A 17,091-nucleotide genomic window follows, 5' to 3' on the forward strand; every position below is an offset into this window, starting at 1 on the left:
TTATGAACATGTCCATTTTATCATAAGGGAAATGGAAATTCTTATGTTTGGCTTGGATGGAGAAAAAACGTGGTGAATTATTAATGGAACCAAAAAACTCCCCTGATGAAACATCAAGGGAGTTTGAATAATGTGTTATCCGATTGAACCTTCCATCTCGAATTTGATCAGGCGGTTCATTTCGACTGCGTATTCCATTGGAAGTTCTTTCGTGAATGGCTCGATGAAGCCCATTACGATCATTTCTGTTGCTTCTTCCTCTGAAATACCGCGGCTCATAAGATAGAATAATTGTTCTTCGGATACTTTAGAAACCTTCGCTTCGTGTTCTAACGAGATGTTATCGTTCAGAATTTCATTGTAAGGGATCGTATCGGAAGTTGATTGGTTATCCATGATCAGCGTATCACACTCAATGTTTGAACGTGCGCCTTCCGCTTTACGGCCGAAGTGTACAATTCCACGGTAAGTTACTTTACCACCATGCTTGGAGATGGATTTAGAAACGATCGTAGAAGATGTATTCGGTGCCAGGTGAATCATTTTCGCTCCGGCATCCTGGTGCTGACCTTTACCTGCGAGTGCAATGGAAAGTGTCATACCACGTGCGCCTTCACCTTTAAGGATGACCGCCGGGTATTTCATCGTTAATTTAGAACCGATGTTTCCATCTACCCATTCCATCGTTGCGTTTGCTTCACATACAGCACGTTTCGTCACCAGGTTGAACACGTTGTTCGCCCAGTTTTGAATCGTCGTATAACGGCAGTACGCATCTTTCTTGATGATGATTTCAACGACTGCAGAGTGAAGTGAATTCGTTGTGTAAACCGGTGCCGTACAACCTTCAACATAGTGAACGCTTGCGCCTTCATCGACGATGATCAGCGTACGCTCGAATTGACCCATGTTTTCAGAATTGATACGGAAATAGGCTTGAAGTGGTGTATCCACCTTGATCCCTTTAGGAACATAGATGAAAGATCCACCGGACCATACCGCTGAGTTAAGGGCAGCGAACTTGTTATCCGTAGGAGGAATAACCTTCGCCCAGTGCTCGCGGAAAAGTTCTTCATTTTCTTTAAGAGCAGAATCTGTATCTTTGAATACGATGCCCATCTCTTCAAGGTCTTCTTGCATGTTGTGGTATACAACCTCTGACTCATACTGAGCAGAAACCCCTGCAAGATACTTTTGCTCAGCTTCAGGAATACCTAACTTATCAAACGTTTGCTTGATTTCTTCAGGTACTTCATCCCAGCTGCGCTCTGACTTTTCAGAAGGCTTCACATAGTAAGTGATCTCATCAAAGTTCAGTTCCTGCATGTCTCCGCCCCATTGAGGCATAGACATATTATAAAAATGCTCTAGTGACTTCAAACGGAAATCAAGCATCCATTGAGGTTCTTCTTTCATGCGGGAGATTTCTTCTACGATTTCGCGCGTCAAACCACGTTTCGAACGAAAAATCGAGACGTCTTTGTCGCTGAATCCATATTTATAATCCCCAATCTCAGGCGCTTTCTTAGCCATGTTGATTCCTCCATTCTTTGGTAGTGCCGAAGGAGAGCATCATTCCTGCTCTTCCTCTGACACTCCTTTTTCCATCGCTTTCCAAGCCAGTGTCGCACATTTGATACGGGCCGGGAATTTAGCGACTCCTTGTAATGCTTCAATATCTCCTAAATCCACATCGTCGTCATAATCATTGCCTTGCATCATATCAGAGAAGATTTTGGAAAGCTTCAATGCTTTCTCAATTTCTTTCCCTTTGACCGCCTGTGTCATCATGGACGCAGAAGCCATGGAGATCGAACAGCCTTCCCCGTCAAACTTTGCATCCTGAACGATACCGTCTTCCACCTTTAACGTCAGGTGAATGCGATCTCCACAAGTAGGGTTATTCATATCGATGGTAAAGCTTCCATCCTCTAGAGAACCTTTATTTCGTGGATTTTTATAATGATCCATGATGACTTGTCGATATAACTGATCTAAATTATTAAAAGACATCGCTGAAAAACTCCTTTGTCTTCAATAGGCCTGCAACAAGTTTATCAATATCTTCTTCTGTATTGTAAAGGTAGAAGCTGGCACGTGCTGTTGCGGATACGTTCAACCACTTCATCAGCGGCTGTGCACAGTGATGACCTGCGCGAACGGCAATCCCTTCAGCGTCAAGTACGGTTGCCACATCATGCGGATGGACATCATCTATGTTGAACGTTACAAGACCTGCACGCTTACCTGGATCTGTTGGGCCGTAGATTTTCATTCCTTCGACTTCATTCATTTTCTCCAATGCATAAGCGGCAAGCTTATGTTCATGCTCTTCAATGTTATGAAGCCCTACTTGCTCAAGGAAATCGATCGCAGCTCCAAGTCCGATGGCACCCGCAATGATCGGTGTGCCACCTTCAAATTTCCACGGGAGCTCTTTCCAAGTGGATTCCTGAAGTCCGACAAAGTCGATCATTTCTCCACCGAATTCCACCGGTTCCATTTTATTAAGGTGCTTTTTCTTACCATAAAGAACTCCGATCCCAGTGGGACCTACCATTTTATGGCCTGAAAAGGCAAAGAAATCACAGTCCAAATCTTGTACATCGATCTTCATATGTGGAGCGGCCTGCGCTCCGTCAACAACCATGACCGCACCATTTTCATGAGCGATCCCGGTGATTTCCTTGATTGGGTTCATCGTACCAAGTACGTTTGAAACCATCATGATCGAAACGATCTTCGTTTGAGGTGTAACAGTCTCTTTTACATCCTCGATCGCAATCGTCCCATCTTCTTGAAGAGGAACATATTTTAACGTCGCCCCGGTTTCTTTGGCTAACTGCTGCCAAGGAATGATATTACTGTGATGCTCCATGTGAGTGATCACAATTTCGTCTCCCTCGGTCAGGTTCGCACGCCCGTAGCTTGCTGCGACCGTATTGATTGCGGTTGTCGTTCCACGGGTGAAGATCACCTCTTGAGTAGAGGACGCGTTAATGAAATTGCGGACCTTTTCACGGGCACCTTCATATCCATCTGTCGCTCTCGTACCAAGAGTATGAACACCACGGTGAACATTTGAGTTATATCCGCGATAATAATCATTCATCGCTTCAATAACTGAAACAGGCTTTTGAGATGTTGCCGCACTGTCAAGATAAACCAGTGGATGTCCATTTACTTCCTGGTCGAGAATCGGAAATTGTTTACGAATCTCTTTTACATCCATTAGTTTACTTTCCTTTCGATAACCTCAACAAGTTGCTTCTTAACTCCTTCGATCGGTAATTGTTTCACCACTGGAGCCAAGAAACCATGAATAACCAGACGTTCCGCTTCATGCTGCGGAATACCACGGCTCATCAGGTAGTAAAGTTGCAATGGATCTACTCGCCCTACAGATGCAGCGTGTCCTGCCGTTACGTCATCTTCATCGATCAGAAGAATCGGGTTTGCATCCCCACGTGCTTTTTCGCTTAGCATTAACACGCGTGACTCCTGCTCTGCATTCGACTTGGATGCACCGTGTTCTATTTTACCGATTCCATTGAAGATGGAGGATGCTTCGTCCTTCATAACCCCATGCTTAAGGATGTATCCTTCAGAGTTTTTACCGAAGTGAACAACTTTTGTCGTAAAGTTTTGTTTCTGTTTTCCACGTCCGACGACAACCGTTTTTGTATCACCGTATGAGCCATCGCCCATTAGGTTTGTTACGTTTTCAGAAACGGTGTCTCCATCGTTCATCAATCCAAGGGCCCACTCGATGCGAGCATCTCTTTGTGCAACTCCACGACGGTTAACGTAAGTCGTTAATCCGCTTGCTAAATTATCCACTGCACCGTATGCCACTTTCGCATTATTGTTTGCCACAACTTCCGTTACGATGTTGTATACGCCATCTTCTACGTCTGTCGTAGAAATGTAGTTTTCAACATACGTGACAGAGCTATTATCTTCAGCGACAACCAATACGTGGTTAAACATCGCCACTTCAGCATTGTCATGGACGTATACAGCTTGGATCGGTTGGGTTAATTCTACGTTTTTCGGAATGTAAAGGAATGCCCCTCCATTCATTAACGCTGCATGCAGTGCTGTTAGCTTATGCTCATCCGTTTTCACACCTTCAGTCATGAAGTACTTTTGAACAAGATCACCATGATCCTTCACTGCTGTAAAAATATCCGTAAAAATAACACCGTTATCCTTTAATTCGTTCGAAAGAGAAAGAAAAGCAGGTGTATTATTACGTTGAATATATAGACTTTGGTCTGTGCTTTCCAAATCAACTAATGCTTTAACTTCATCCGGCAGCTCACTCAGTGATGAAAACGTATCACTTTCCACTGTATGCTTCTGGAATTGTGTGAAATTCCAGTTCGTGATTTTCGTTTTATCAGCAACTGGAAGGCTTAGATCCTTTACTTTATCAAAGGCATCTGTTCGAAGGGTTGTTAACCATTCCGGCTCTCCAAGTTGTTTTGAGTAGGAGCTGACATAGTCTTGATCTACTGGTAGTTTCGTTTCTACAGTCATTTTCATCCCCCTAACACTTACGCTTCTTGGCCAACAGTTTCGTCTTTGATTCCTAACTCTTCTTTAATCCAGTCATATCCTTCTGCTTCGAGGCGTTGTGCTAATTCCTCTCCGCCTGATTTCACAATGCGTCCTTGCATCATAACGTGGACATGATCAGGAGTGATGTAGTTAAGAAGACGCTGGTAGTGAGTGATGATCAAGCAACCGAAATCCTCACCGCGCATTTTATTGATTCCTTTTGATACAACTTTAAGGGCATCGATATCAAGACCAGAGTCAATCTCGTCAAGGATGGCGATCTTAGGTTGTAACATCATTAGTTGAAGGATTTCATTACGCTTCTTCTCTCCACCAGAAAATCCTTCGTTTAAGTAACGCTGTGCCATATCCGGATCCATTTCCAGGTATTCCATTTCCGAATCCATTTTGCGGATGAATTTCATAAGAGAAATTTCTTCGCCTTCTTCACGACGGCTATTGATCGCTGAACGTAAGAAGTCTGCATTCGTTACCCCGTTGATTTCACTTGGATACTGCATTGCAAGGAATAGACCTACGCGAGCGCGCTCATCCACTTCCATTTCAAGCACATCTTCACCGTCAAAGTGAATGCTTCCTTTTGTCACTTCATACTTTGGGTGACCCATGATAGCAGAAGATAAAGTAGATTTACCTGTACCATTTGGTCCCATTACTGCGTGGATTTCTCCACCTTTAATTTCAAGGTTAACCCCTTTCAGGATTTCCTTTCCTTCAATCTCAACATGAAGATCTTTAATTGTTAAAGTAGAACCTGCCATGTGTATTTACCTCCGTGACTTTATAATGAATTTAAGAATTAAATTCTTTAATCATTCTCAATTTATTCTCATTACAATCTTATAACAAATAAAAGCTATAATCAACTTTTTCAACTATACAGATAGTGTAAACTTGACAAGATAATCCTTTTCTATTGTTGGCTTAATATAAAAGAAAAATGTAGCATGCTTGTTCAATTTTCCGGATTGATCATATTGAGGAAATTTTGTTGTTATCTGATGATCTCGGAGAACATTCCGCTTCGTCCTTCACCTATGAGATGCATCGCAACAAAAAAACCAGTGTATCAATTTACACTGGTTTCCTTTTTTCTTCCTTATTATATATTAGCATGCACTCTTCTATCAAGTGCCGCAATCATTCTTCTGCTTTCCTTGTAGTCCTGCTCTCTTCTTTTCTCTACTTGCATTCTGACATCATGCTTTCGTTTGTACACCTCATAACCAATTCCATGGGCTCCATGCATTGCCTTTTCCATTTCACTTGTGTACGAGATACTCTCAAGAGAGTCGATAATGAATCATTCCTTTCAGGTTTTTAATTACTTTACAACTATACTACCCCCTCGTTCACAAGACAAAACCAGTATAGGGTCATTTTTTCTTAAATTCATCCTTTTCATCCTAACCTCAAGGGGTTACCTTTAAGTTTTCACAAAATTCCGCCATTATACTGCCAATTAATAGCTTTTTTAATATATATTCATTTTATTGAATAAGTATTTAAGGATTGGTGATGAATAACGAGCTTTCCACCCAAAAGCTCATTTCATAAACTTTATTCTATTTAACACTGAACGGACGGTAGCATAAAAACACAGACCGTTCCTTTTCGCTCCAGGCACTTTCTTTCCGCGGGGAGGAAGTCGAGCCTCCTCGGGCTTTGCCCTGCGGGGTCTCGACCTTTCCTCTATTTCCCGCAGGAGTAAAGTGCCTTCCGGTACAATCCACTCTGTGCTACTACTTTATGACTGCCTATTAGTGGTCAGGGAATCGCATTATGGTGAATGAAACTGCCTAGATACTTGAAAAAGTACGTGTCTGCAAGAGTGCGTTCCGTATAAGTTGAGCTTGCTTGCCAAACGCTTGCTGGAAGCGAGATCTTATGTAATTGAGTAAAAAGCATTGTTCGATCACTGATTCAATAAAAAAATCAAGGAGGATTTCTCCCCCTTGATCCTCACCCGCTTATTGCTTTAACTGATTTAAGTCCTGAATCGATTGCTGTACTAGTGTCACTGCCTGACTCATGACCGCTCCGCCTCCGAATGCGGCAGTTACTCCTATTGCTTCTAGGATTTCTTCTTCTGAACACCCTTGATCCAGGCATCCTTTCGTGTGGTAAATGATGCAATATTCATCTTGGGAGTAAAGGCTGATTCCTAACGCGATCAACTGCTTTTCTTTTTTAGAAAGAATCCCTTCTCTAAAGCAGTGCTCGGTGAACGTATTATACTGCTCGGCAAGCTCAGGCATTTTTTCAGTGAAGATTCCAAGTCCCATTTTATAATCATGAAGAGCAGCTTCTGTTGTATTTCTTGGTTCCATCTGCATTTCATTCAGCTCCATTTCTGAAATAGATTCATCGAAAATAGTATGAGCCATAATGGAAATGATTATGTTAAAAAAATACTGTTAGTACATATTCATAGAAGAAACCCGATTCTGATCAGCATCAAAAATCGGGTTCCTTATCTACGTTACATGAAATTATTCAGTCACCGGAACTACTGAACCGTCCCATTCCTCTTTAATAAAGTCTTGGATTTCCTTTGAACGAAGAGCTTCAACAAGCGCCTTTACTTCCTCTTTATTTTCGTCACCTTTATTCACAGCAATCACATTCACGTATGGAGAATTACTGTCTTCAATGGCAATCGAATCTTTCAATGGATTTAAACCGGCATCAATTGCATAGTTGGAGTTGATCAGAACGGCATCTCCCTCTTCATTTTCATACAATTGTGGAAGAAGAGCTGCTTCATATTCGTAATCGAATTTCAGTTTCTTTGGATTTTCTTTAATGTCTTCCAGCGTCGCTTTTGTCTTGTCTACTCCATCATTTAATGTAATTAGACCTTTTTCTTCTAATAACGTAAGGATACGTCCGTGGTCTGCTACGGAATTACTCATTAAGATCGTTGCACCTTCAGGCAGGTCTTCAAGGGATTTATACTTTTTAGAATAAACGCCAATCGGCTCAATGTGAATGCCACCAGCATTTTCGAAATCATATCCGTGTTCCGCTTTTTGAGATTCTAAGTAAGGTACGTGTTGGAAATAGTTTGCGTCAATATCTCCATTATCCAGATCTTTATTTGGCAGGATATAGTCCTGGTACGTTTCAATTTCTAAGTCGATACCTTTCTCCTCTAATAAAGGCTTCACTTGTTCAAGAATTTCAGCGTGAGGAATATTGGAAGCTCCAACTACTAATTCTTTCTCGTCGCTGCCTCCTCCTGATTCTGAATCACTTCCGCATGCTGCCAATCCAAAAATGCTTGTTGCTGCAATAACTCCTGCTACCCATTTTTTCATTTTTATTTCTCTCCTTTTATCGTTTATCCAATTTATTTGTAAAGAAATCACCTAATAGTTGAATCGCAAACACGATGAGTAAGATCATAATGGTTGCGGCGAGCGTCACGTCTTCCCTGCTTCGTTGAAAGCCATCTAAATAGGCAAGGTTTCCTAAACCACCTGCTCCGATGACCCCGGCCATTGCCGTATATCCAACGAGGGCAATCGCTGTTACTGTAATTCCTGAAATCAAAGCCGGCATGGATTCCGGGATCAGGACTTTCCAGATAATTGTACTCGTCTTTGCACCCATTGCTTTCGCTGCTTCGATGACGCCTTTGTTCACTTCTCTTAAAGCTATTTCTACCATGCGGGCGTAAAACGGAGCGGCTCCGATAATTAGTGCCGGAAGGGCTGCATTCGCTCCACGGATCGTATCCAATAAAAACTTGGTGAATGGAATTAATAATACAATCAAAATAATGAACGGAATCGATCTGAATACATTCACGACTGCACTTGTAATCGTGTATGTCAGTTTGTTATCCCATAGATTTTCCTTAGAGGTGAGGAAGAGCAAAATCCCGAGGATCATTCCGAGTACAAAGGTAATCACTACAGACATCCCGGTCATATACAGGGTTTCGAGGGTCGCTTCCCACATCTTCTCCCAATCTACATTTGGAAATAAATTTTCAATCATCCTCTTAACACCTCCACTTGAACCAGTTGCTTTTCTGCAAACGCTAAAGCATCTTTGATGATCCGTTCATCCCCATCAAGGTGAACAAATAACGTTCCATAGGCACCCTTTTGGGTTTGGGAGATTTGTCCTTGAAGGATGTTCACGTCTAAGTCAAACTTCCTTATCAGAGTGGTGATGAGGGGCTGCTCAGTTGATTCACCTACAAAAGTGAATTTCAACACTTTTCCATTCGGATATTGCGTCAATAGGTGATCAATGGTTTCACCCGTTTCTTTTGCTTGCGAAACTTCTTTCACGAAACGCTTTGTCACTTGCTCTTGTGGATTTCGGAACACTTCCAATACATCGCCGAGTTCCACGACCTTGCCCTGCTCCATGACTGCGACACGGTGGCAAATCTTCTGAATCACGTGCATTTCATGAGTGATCAGGACAATCGTCAGCCCTAAGCGTTTATTAATATCCACCAATAAATCAAGGATGGAATCGGTTGTTTGTGGATCTAAAGCGGAAGTAGCTTCATCACATAATAGGACATCGGGATTGTTAGCAAGGGATCTGGCAATCCCAACACGTTGTTTCTGTCCTCCGCTCAGTTGAGACGGGTAGGCATCTCCTCTGCCTTCCAACCCTACAAGCTTCAATAATTCATTGGATCTTTGAACTCTCTCTTTCTTTGATACTCCGGCAATTTCTAATGGGAACTGTATATTTTCTAATACTGTCCTGGACCAGAGGAGATTAAAGTGTTGAAAAATCATGCCTATTGACTGTCTTGCTTCCCGAAGCTTTTTACCCTTTACTTGGGAAACGATTTGACCATTCACGTCCACTATTCCTTCTGTGGGAACCTCGAGACCATTAAGCATGCGGATCAGCGTACTCTTACCTGCTCCACTATAGCCAATCACCCCAAAAATTTCTCCTCGGGCAATCTCGATATTGACGCCATCAACGGCTGAGATCGAACCCGATTTGGATTGATAGATTTTTTTTACATCTGAAATGGTAATCATGTTGTATTCCACCTTCTTTCGGAGTAAAACGACCTGTTTAATCAGGATTATTGGTGTACCTACCTGGCGTTTTCCGGTTACATTTTTTATTTCAATAAAAAATGCCTTTCCGCGATAAGCAGAAAGGCATAATCATATAGGACTATCCTTTCTCTCATCTGTCAAAGCCATTGCTTTGAGTGAATTGGCACCATTTCAATTTTCATTGACGGTTGCCGGGCTTCATAGGGCACGTCCCTCCACCTCTCTTAATAAGAGTAAAGTATCGATTATTAAATTTTTTAATAAGTTAAAGACTCTGAAAATTTGCTACAAGAGAGATTCTATCATCGGTGATCGAGTGTGTCAATTATTTTTTCTACTCATTCTTTAAACTTCAACCGGCTCTTTTCTCCTTGACCTCGTCAGCCAAAGAACAGACTCAACAAATAGAAGTGGGCGATACCCTCCTCTGATTTTAAGCTCTCCGGATTCAATCAGTTGAGACAACCGTTCCTCCCCTGTAAGTAGGGAAACCACTTTTCCCTCCATTCCTTCGATTACGAAATGAGCGTCTTCACTCAAATCATCTAATACAACGCACCCCTTGCTGGAAATAGAAATACCGTACAAATCTTTTCCACAATCAAAGTGAAGAACAAATGGGCTGTCTGGAAATAAGAGTCGTAAGTGATATCTTGAATGACACTGATCTACTAATTCCTCTAAATATATTCGCATGAATACCCTCCCAGTGAAACTTCTATATTATTACAATTCCACTTTTAGGTATTTATCCCTTTTATACTTTCTCGACATGTTTTGAACGTATCCATCTAATTTGTCGAACAGTAAGAATCTGGATGAATACTAGCCAAAAAATGATGCCATTCGCAACATTTCCCGAGAAATATGTCTTCGTTTGTAGAAAGAAAATCGTTTAGAAAATAGACATATAAAAAAGACCTTCTCCCAAAAGGTCTCTTATCCACTAACGATCAGTGATCTTGTTTAAGGTTTCATATAAAAATGGAACGGAATGAAAGGCATAGATCCTGTCCCTTTCGACCCCATCCTTAAATAAAAGTAAGCAGGGTACACTTTCGATGGATTGTCCTTCTGCGAATTGGGGCAAATAATTCAAGTTGGCCTTCACAAAATGAAAAGGTTGCGGAAGCTTTTCCACTACGTCAATCATTTTACTTGCAACCTGACAAGTACCACACATCGGGGTATACAGGTAAACGGCTTCAAACGTATTGTCTTCAATCAGATGGGTTAATGTTTCGGTATTACTTACCTCCATCAAAACTAGATCATCCTTTTTCCTAAATATTCTTTATGAACGTCTATATTGGCTCCAATCAGGACAGACGCCAAGTGATACTCCGGAGCTGCTGCCACTTCCTTGTACATGCGATCAATGTACAAATGTTCAGCTTCAGGGAACTCACGTTTAAATTGCTTTCGTAATTTTTCACCTGCATCATCAGCATCTACGAGGATATAGACATCCCTTTCCAATAATGCATCAATGAGTTCGTCCATTTTCGTAATGCTAATCGTCCCGTTTGTACAAATAATTTCAATCGGTTCTTTAATGATATGTTTCACTTTTCGTTTGTCTGTTGTCCCTTCGACAATGATTACTTTTTCGTCAAGTTCCATCATGATCATCACCTTATCTTTCAGAAATAAGATTACGATAGTATATTCAAATAACAAGAGATGATGTACACTTTCTACACTTTCTGCTTATATTTTCTCATGTTTATAAAAAAATGCGCAAGTGGTTTGCCTATCTGCTTATACAAATGGTGCCAGATCCATTATCGAATCTGGCACCATGAGCATCTCTAACACCAGCCACCTTCATCACAATCTGTGTATCTTGCTTGATCGCCTTCCGTGGAAGTGTAGCTTTGATAAATTTTATTTTCTTTTGCTTCAAAGTTTGGCTCCATGTTTAACCCATCAAGGGGTAAAGCCATTCTGCCGATTGGCTGATTATCTAAATATAGTTCTACTTCTCCATTTTTCAGTTTTCCTGTCACCCTGTTGGTTACATCTAATTTCTTAGGCTTGAGCACCATATATGTTCATCCTTTCTAATTGAAAAAACGTCTACTCATATGATGCCCAAAATATAAAACAAAACACCTTGAGAAGCCCTCAAGGTGTTTGGAAAGAAATTATCCTTCATTAATCATTTCATCGTATTGTTCAGCAGTCATAAGCTTGTCTACTTCTCCAGCGTCTGAAGGTTCAACGACGATCATCCATGCTTTTTCATAAGGTGATTCGTTCACGAACTCAGGGCTATCAGACAGCTCTTCATTCACTTCTACCACCTTACCTGATACTGGTGCATATAGCTCAGAAACGGTTTTAACCGATTCGACACTACCGAATGGCTCGTCCGCTTTGATTTCATCCCCAACCTCTGGTAACTCAACGAATACGATATCGCCAAGTTCAGATTGTGCAAATGATGTGATTCCTACGCGTACATTTTCCCCTTCAACTTTGACCCACTCATGTTCTTCAGAATAACGAAGTTCTTTCGGTGTACTCATTCTCTATCCCTCCAAATGCTAGTATACAACCTAATATTGACACACTTTTCATTAAAAAAGCAAGAAAACTAAGCGTGAATGATGAAACTTTTTCATTGTCCATGATCTGGTAATCCTAGACCTCTTTTTACTTCCAGGTTTCTTCAAAGGTTTCTTCCTTGAAACCAACTGTCACCTTGCTTCCATCCGTCGTAATCGGACGCTTGATCAGCATCCCGTCCGTGGAAAGGATTTCTAATAATTTCTCATCAGAAGCAGAGTTTACTTTATCTTTCAAGCCCATTTCCCGATATTTTTTCCCACTTGTGTTAAAAAACTTCTTTAGAGGTAATCCGCTCTTTTCGTAAAGACTTTTAAGCTCGTCTTTTGACGGCGGGTTTTCCACAATATGTATTTCATTAATAGCTAAATCTTGATCTTCCAGCCATTTCTTTGCTTTGCGGCAAGTACCACACTTTGGATAAGAATAAAAAGTCAACGACATCATTCCACTACCTTTCATAATGATCTGGATGAAGCTTGGCCCCATCCAGCATTCTGTATTGCACGAATCTATCTCTACATTCGACAATATTCAATATTATCCTTCTTTTGTGAAACATTACTCACATTGTTTTTCAACCGTCTCAACCAGTTCCTTCAGAAGGACGGTTGCATTATCCAATTCAAGGGAATAGAAGCGCTGTGTCCCCTTTTGCTCTAATGACACCAATTGCTGATCTCTCAAGATCTTTAAATGGTGAGAAACAGCAGGACGCGATAATGTTAGATTTTCAGTTATTTGATTGACCGTAAGAGGTTCTTGTTCGGCAAGAAGTAATATTATGTCCTGACGATAAGGATCACTCAGTGCTTGAAATAATGGAATGCAAGCACGAAATGTATCGATTGCTTTTTGACCCATAGTCTTCTCCCTTCAATCTCATTCACATTCAATTATACCCGTTCTTGTACTTTACGAACAATATTTGTGACCATTTTCCTCGGCATAAAGCGGATGGATTGAGTCAGCATTCTATTTTTGAAACCAGGGATGATTACGGTTTTGTTCTTTTCCATCATTTGCCTATACCCCTCATCCACCACTTCCTCCACACTCATTACCCCTGACTGAAACAGTTTTGAAGATTGAAGCTCAGCTGCATCGCTGAATCCCGTTTTGGTAGCACCGGGGCATAAAGCGGTCACTGTCACTCCGTGTGGTGCCCATTCATTCGCCAGGGCTTCTGAGAATGACAGCACATACGCTTTTGTTGCATAGTAAACGGCCATCAATGGGCCCGGCTGGAATGCTGCTGTTGATGCTACATTCAGGATTTTCCCGCTCTTTCTGCTCACCATTTCTTTTCCAATATACTTACTTAGCTCTGTAAGGGCAGTGATATTGACTTGAATCATATCCAGTTCCTTTGATAAGTCAGTCTGCTCAAATTCGCCAAACAACCCGAATCCTGCATTATTGATAAGGATATCAACATGGATTCCTTGTGTATTCACTTCCTTGTATAACGCTTCAGATGACCCTGGTTTGGAAAGGTCGGATGGGATGACGTATGATTTCACTCCGTATTTATTTTCAATTTCGTTTGATAGAGTACGAAGCTTCTCCTCACTTCTTGCGACGAGAATCACATCATGTCCTGAACCTGCAAATTTATGAGTAAAGTGCAAACCGATACCACTTGAAGCACCTGTAATTAGAACTGTTTTATTCATCAATGATTACCACCTTATCTTTAATGTTTAAACACTTAAACGTTTAAGTGTTTAAACATATAATAATTAATACAATTAGAAATGTCAAGTTACCAACAAAACAAAGGGACGGACCTCCATTCAGAGGTCCGTCCCTTAAACTACTCTATTACACTGTATATTTTTCTGCGTCGATCAGCTTTTCTGATGCCGCACGTTTGACTGCGATTACGTTGATCGGTGTGTGGCGGGTGAATTTACGAAGTGCTGACAACATCATGCGCAGAGTGTCGCCTGTTTCGGTTGCCACAAGCGTTTCTTTCGCATGCTGTTCGATTTCGTTGAATGCTTCTTGACAGAAGATTTGTGTGTAAAGAAGTTTTTGCTGAGCTTTCTCTACTCCACCTTTTTGGATCGCTTTTTCTGTTCTAAGGACAACGGATTCCATCGCGTATGCGTTCGAAACGATATCAGCAATGTTCACAAGGATTTCCTGTTCTTTTTCAAGAGCTTTACCGAATTTTTGAGCTGCTAAACCAGAAAGCATCAAGCCGATTTTCTTCGCATTTTTCACAAGATATTTTTCTTGGGCAAGTGGCTCATCCCCTACTTCTTCAGGCATAAGCATCATCAATTCCTCTTGAAGGGCCTGTGCTTTTTGAAGTAATGGAAGCTCACCTTTCATTGCTTTACGCAGGTAAGTGCCTGGAACCAGAAGGCGGTTGATTTCATTCGTACCTTCAAAAATACGGTTGATACGGGAGTCACGGTACATTCTCTCAATTTCGTATTCCTGCATGAAGCCGTATCCCCCGTGAAGTTGAACACCTTCATCGACTACATAATCCAGTACTTCTGTTGCGAAGAATTTATTCAGTGAACATTCAATCGCGTATTCTGCAATCGATTTTGCCACTTCTGTTCCGTTCTTCACTTCTTCATCCGTAAGCTTGCTCATGCGATCCTCGAACAATCCTACTGTACGATAAACGGAGCTCTCTGCTGCGTATAATTTAGCCGCCATTGTTGCCAGTTTTTCTTTTGTCAGATTGAAAGCGGAAATTGGTGTTTTGAATTGCTGGCGCTGGTTTGTATATTGTACCGTCACCTCTAATGCACGTTTACTTGCTCCAACGGCACCTACCCCTAATTTATAACGGCCGATGTTTAAGATATTGAAAGCAATGATATGGCCTTTCCCTGCATCACCAAGAAGGTTTTCTACTGGAATTTCAGCATCTTCCAAGATTAATGTACGGGTAGATGAGCTCTTGATACCCATTTTCTTCTCTTCAGGACCGGTTGAAACACCAGGGAAATCTTTTTCTACTATGAATGCTGAGAAATGCTCCCCATCGATTTTTGCGTACACAACAAACACATCAGCAAATGCAGAGTTTGTGATCCATTGTTTCTCACCATTTAAAATGTAGTGAGTACCTTCTGCATTCAATTTAGCTGTCGTTTTCGCACCAAGGGCATCTGACCCTGAACCCGGCTCCGTTAATGCGTAGGCTGCCAACTTCTCACCAGTTGCCAGTGGAGGAAGGTATTTTTGCTTTTGCTCTTCATTACCGAACAGCACGATTGGCAGTGAACCGATTCCAACGTGTGCACCGTGAGAGATGGAAAACCCACCTGCCCGGGACATTTTTTCAGCAATCAGTGCCGAGCTTACTTTATCCAAGCCCAATCCGCCGTACTCTTCAGGAACATCTGCACCCAGAAGGCCAAGATCCCCCGCTTCTTTTAACAGGCGAACGGAGTGGTCAAATTCATGGTTTTCCAAATTATCGATTACAGGTACCACTTCATTTAACACATAATCCTCAGTTGTTTTAGCAATCATTTTTTGTTCATCAGAATATTCTTCCGGTGTGAAAACTTGCTCACAGCTTACATCTTCAATTAAAAAACTTCCACCCTTGATCAGCTTTTCTGTTTGATTCGCCATTTCGAATCCCCCTAAAAATTATTATTTTGAAGGAGCAGGGGGCCTCGGCATTCGAGGTCCGTCCCTCCTATTAACCTATTAATTCAAAGACGCCGGCTGCGCCCATTCCGCCGCCGATGCACATGGTGACGATACCGAATTGCTGGTTTCTGCGCTTCATTTCGTGTACTAGGGAAAGGGTCAGCTTCGCACCTGTACATCCCAGTGGATGGCCTAGAGCGATTGCTCCACCGTTCACATTCACTTTTTCTTCGTCCAACCCCAGTTGACGAATGACTTGGATGGATTGAGAAGCGAATGCTTCATTCAGTTCAAATAGTCCGATATCTGAAAGCTCCAAACCTGCCATCTTCAATGCCCGTGGAATTGCCTCGACCGGGCCGATCCCCATGATTTCCGGCGGAACTCCCGCTACTGCGAAGCTTCTGAACTTCGCCATAGGCTGAAGACCCAGAGATCCAGCCTTCTCTCTATCCATCACCATGACCGCTGCCGCTCCGTCACTCGTTTGTGAGGAATTTCCTGCAGTTACAGAGCCCTTCACGTTGAAGGCAGGACGTAACTTAGCCAAAACTTCCGAGCTTGTTTCAGCGCGTACACCTTCATCTTTTGAAAATTGGAATGATTTCTCAACCAGTTTATTATCATTGCTTACTGAACGATGAAGCACATCAACCGGTACGATTTCATCGTCGAATTTCCCTTCAGATATCGCTTTTGCCGCTTTTTGGTGACTTCTTACCGCAAATGCATCCTGATCTTCACGGGATACACCGAACTTTCTTGCCACCTGCTCAGCTGTATGCCCCATACTCATATAGTATTGTGGCGCGTTTTCAGCTAATCTAGCATTCGGGCGTACAACGTGACCCATCATGGGTACGAGGCTCATGGATTCCGCTCCACCTGCAATCGCTGTATCAGAGTGACCCAGCATGATTTTTTCTGCAGCATAGGCTATGGACTGCAATCCGGATGAACAATAACGGTTGATCGTAATTGCCGGTACTGAATCAGGCAATCCCGCAAGTCCGCCTATATTTCGCGCCATATTTAACCCTTGCTCAGCTTCAGGCATCGCACATCCGATGATCAGGTCATCGATGTTGCCTTCATAATTTCCTGCACGCTTGAGGGTTTCCTTCACTACAAGTGCTCCGAGATCATCTGGTCGAACTTGAGCCAATGACCCTTTTCTTGATTTTCCGACTGGTGTTCTTGCACCAGCAACAATGACTGCTTCGCGCATGATATTCCCCCGCTTTCTAATATGGTATAA

General features: G+C 42.0%; 20 protein-coding genes and 1 riboswitch. All 20 genes read right to left on the reverse strand.

Features of this window, described 5'->3' with window-relative positions; translation table 11 throughout:
- Positions 1–135: 135 nt before the first annotated feature.
- The 20 genes from sufB to ACCB35_RS18470 all read right to left on the reverse strand — a co-directional run bounded on the left by sufB (position 136) and on the right by ACCB35_RS18470 (position 17,061).
- Entirely contained in the window at positions 136–1,533 is a 1,398-nt protein-coding gene (gene sufB, locus ACCB35_RS18375) for a Fe-S cluster assembly protein SufB (RefSeq protein ID WP_044338167.1), read from the reverse strand.
- Positions 1,534–1,572: 39 nt separating this feature from the next.
- Positions 1,573–2,013, reverse strand: coding sequence for a Fe-S cluster assembly sulfur transfer protein SufU (gene sufU, locus ACCB35_RS18380; protein ID WP_044338168.1), 441 nt, complete (start codon positions 2,011–2,013; stop codon positions 1,573–1,575).
- Positions 2,003–3,232 carry a cysteine desulfurase gene (locus ACCB35_RS18385; RefSeq protein ID WP_374054776.1) on the reverse strand — a complete coding sequence of 410 codons (1,230 nt, stop codon included), beginning with the start codon at positions 3,230–3,232 and terminating at the stop codon, positions 2,003–2,005. The genes sufU and ACCB35_RS18385 overlap by 11 nt, the downstream gene beginning before the upstream one ends.
- A complete protein-coding gene (sufD, locus tag ACCB35_RS18390) occupies positions 3,232–4,542 on the reverse strand; it encodes a Fe-S cluster assembly protein SufD (protein ID WP_374054777.1) in 1,311 nt (436 codons plus the stop codon). The genes ACCB35_RS18385 and sufD overlap by 1 nt, the downstream gene beginning before the upstream one ends.
- 17 nt (positions 4,543–4,559) lie before the next feature.
- On the reverse strand, positions 4,560–5,345 hold the full coding sequence (sufC, locus tag ACCB35_RS18395; RefSeq protein WP_044338171.1) for a Fe-S cluster assembly ATPase SufC: 786 nt from the start codon (positions 5,343–5,345) through the stop codon (positions 4,560–4,562).
- Between the two features lie 341 nt (positions 5,346–5,686).
- Positions 5,687–5,845, reverse strand: a complete 159-nt coding sequence (locus ACCB35_RS18400; protein WP_172655676.1) for a hypothetical protein — start codon at positions 5,843–5,845, stop codon at positions 5,687–5,689.
- 709 nt (positions 5,846–6,554) lie between these two features.
- Positions 6,555–6,920 carry a carboxymuconolactone decarboxylase family protein gene (locus tag ACCB35_RS18405; protein ID WP_044338172.1) on the reverse strand — a complete coding sequence of 122 codons (366 nt, stop codon included), beginning with the start codon at positions 6,918–6,920 and terminating at the stop codon, positions 6,555–6,557.
- A gap of 156 nt (positions 6,921–7,076) precedes the next feature.
- Positions 7,077–7,904 (reverse strand): MetQ/NlpA family ABC transporter substrate-binding protein, encoded by an 828-nt coding sequence (locus ACCB35_RS18410; protein ID WP_374054778.1) that lies wholly within the window; start codon positions 7,902–7,904, stop codon positions 7,077–7,079.
- Positions 7,905–7,920: 16 nt separating this feature from the next.
- Complete coding sequence (locus ACCB35_RS18415) at positions 7,921–8,589, reverse strand: methionine ABC transporter permease (protein ID WP_374054779.1); 669 nt, start codon at positions 8,587–8,589, stop codon at positions 7,921–7,923.
- Complete coding sequence (locus tag ACCB35_RS18420) at positions 8,586–9,608, reverse strand: methionine ABC transporter ATP-binding protein (RefSeq protein ID WP_374054780.1); 1,023 nt, start codon at positions 9,606–9,608, stop codon at positions 8,586–8,588. The genes ACCB35_RS18415 and ACCB35_RS18420 overlap by 4 nt, the downstream gene beginning before the upstream one ends.
- Positions 9,609–9,759: 151 nt before the next feature.
- Positions 9,760–9,866, reverse strand: a riboswitch (SAM riboswitch).
- Positions 9,867–9,977: 111 nt separating this feature from the next.
- Positions 9,978–10,328 carry an SCP2 sterol-binding domain-containing protein gene (locus ACCB35_RS18425; RefSeq protein ID WP_374054781.1) on the reverse strand — a complete coding sequence of 117 codons (351 nt, stop codon included), beginning with the start codon at positions 10,326–10,328 and terminating at the stop codon, positions 9,978–9,980.
- A gap of 250 nt (positions 10,329–10,578) precedes the next feature.
- Positions 10,579–10,893, reverse strand: a complete 315-nt coding sequence (locus ACCB35_RS18430) for a thioredoxin family protein (RefSeq protein WP_374057071.1) — start codon at positions 10,891–10,893, stop codon at positions 10,579–10,581.
- A gap of 5 nt (positions 10,894–10,898) precedes the next feature.
- On the reverse strand, positions 10,899–11,258 hold the full coding sequence (locus tag ACCB35_RS18435; RefSeq protein ID WP_374054782.1) for a toprim domain-containing protein: 360 nt from the start codon (positions 11,256–11,258) through the stop codon (positions 10,899–10,901).
- Between the two features lie 185 nt (positions 11,259–11,443).
- Positions 11,444–11,680, reverse strand: coding sequence for a YusG family protein (locus ACCB35_RS18440; protein ID WP_044338177.1), 237 nt, complete (start codon positions 11,678–11,680; stop codon positions 11,444–11,446).
- A 99-nt stretch (positions 11,681–11,779) separates the two neighbouring features.
- A complete protein-coding gene (gene gcvH, locus ACCB35_RS18445; protein WP_044338178.1) occupies positions 11,780–12,163 on the reverse strand; it encodes a glycine cleavage system protein GcvH in 384 nt (127 codons plus the stop codon).
- Positions 12,164–12,290: 127 nt separating this feature from the next.
- The gene (locus ACCB35_RS18450) at positions 12,291–12,647 is read right to left on the reverse strand and encodes an arsenate reductase family protein (protein WP_374057072.1); all 357 of its coding nucleotides are present in this window, start codon (positions 12,645–12,647) and stop codon (positions 12,291–12,293) included.
- A 117-nt stretch (positions 12,648–12,764) separates the two neighbouring features.
- Positions 12,765–13,067 (reverse strand): helix-turn-helix transcriptional regulator, encoded by a 303-nt coding sequence (locus ACCB35_RS18455; protein ID WP_044338179.1) that lies wholly within the window; start codon positions 13,065–13,067, stop codon positions 12,765–12,767.
- A 32-nt stretch (positions 13,068–13,099) separates the two neighbouring features.
- Positions 13,100–13,882 carry an SDR family NAD(P)-dependent oxidoreductase gene (locus ACCB35_RS18460; protein WP_374054783.1) on the reverse strand — a complete coding sequence of 261 codons (783 nt, stop codon included), beginning with the start codon at positions 13,880–13,882 and terminating at the stop codon, positions 13,100–13,102.
- Positions 13,883–14,027: 145 nt separating this feature from the next.
- The gene (locus tag ACCB35_RS18465) at positions 14,028–15,812 is read right to left on the reverse strand and encodes an acyl-CoA dehydrogenase family protein (protein WP_044338181.1); all 1,785 of its coding nucleotides are present in this window, start codon (positions 15,810–15,812) and stop codon (positions 14,028–14,030) included.
- A 70-nt stretch (positions 15,813–15,882) separates the two neighbouring features.
- Positions 15,883–17,061 (reverse strand): acetyl-CoA C-acetyltransferase, encoded by a 1,179-nt coding sequence (locus ACCB35_RS18470; protein WP_374054784.1) that lies wholly within the window; start codon positions 17,059–17,061, stop codon positions 15,883–15,885.
- Between the last annotated feature and the right edge of the window lie 30 nt (positions 17,062–17,091).

This window comes from Rossellomorea sp. FM04394 (assembly GCF_041889765.1).
GTDB lineage: Bacteria > Bacillota > Bacilli > Bacillales > Bacillaceae_B > Rossellomorea > Rossellomorea aquimaris_B.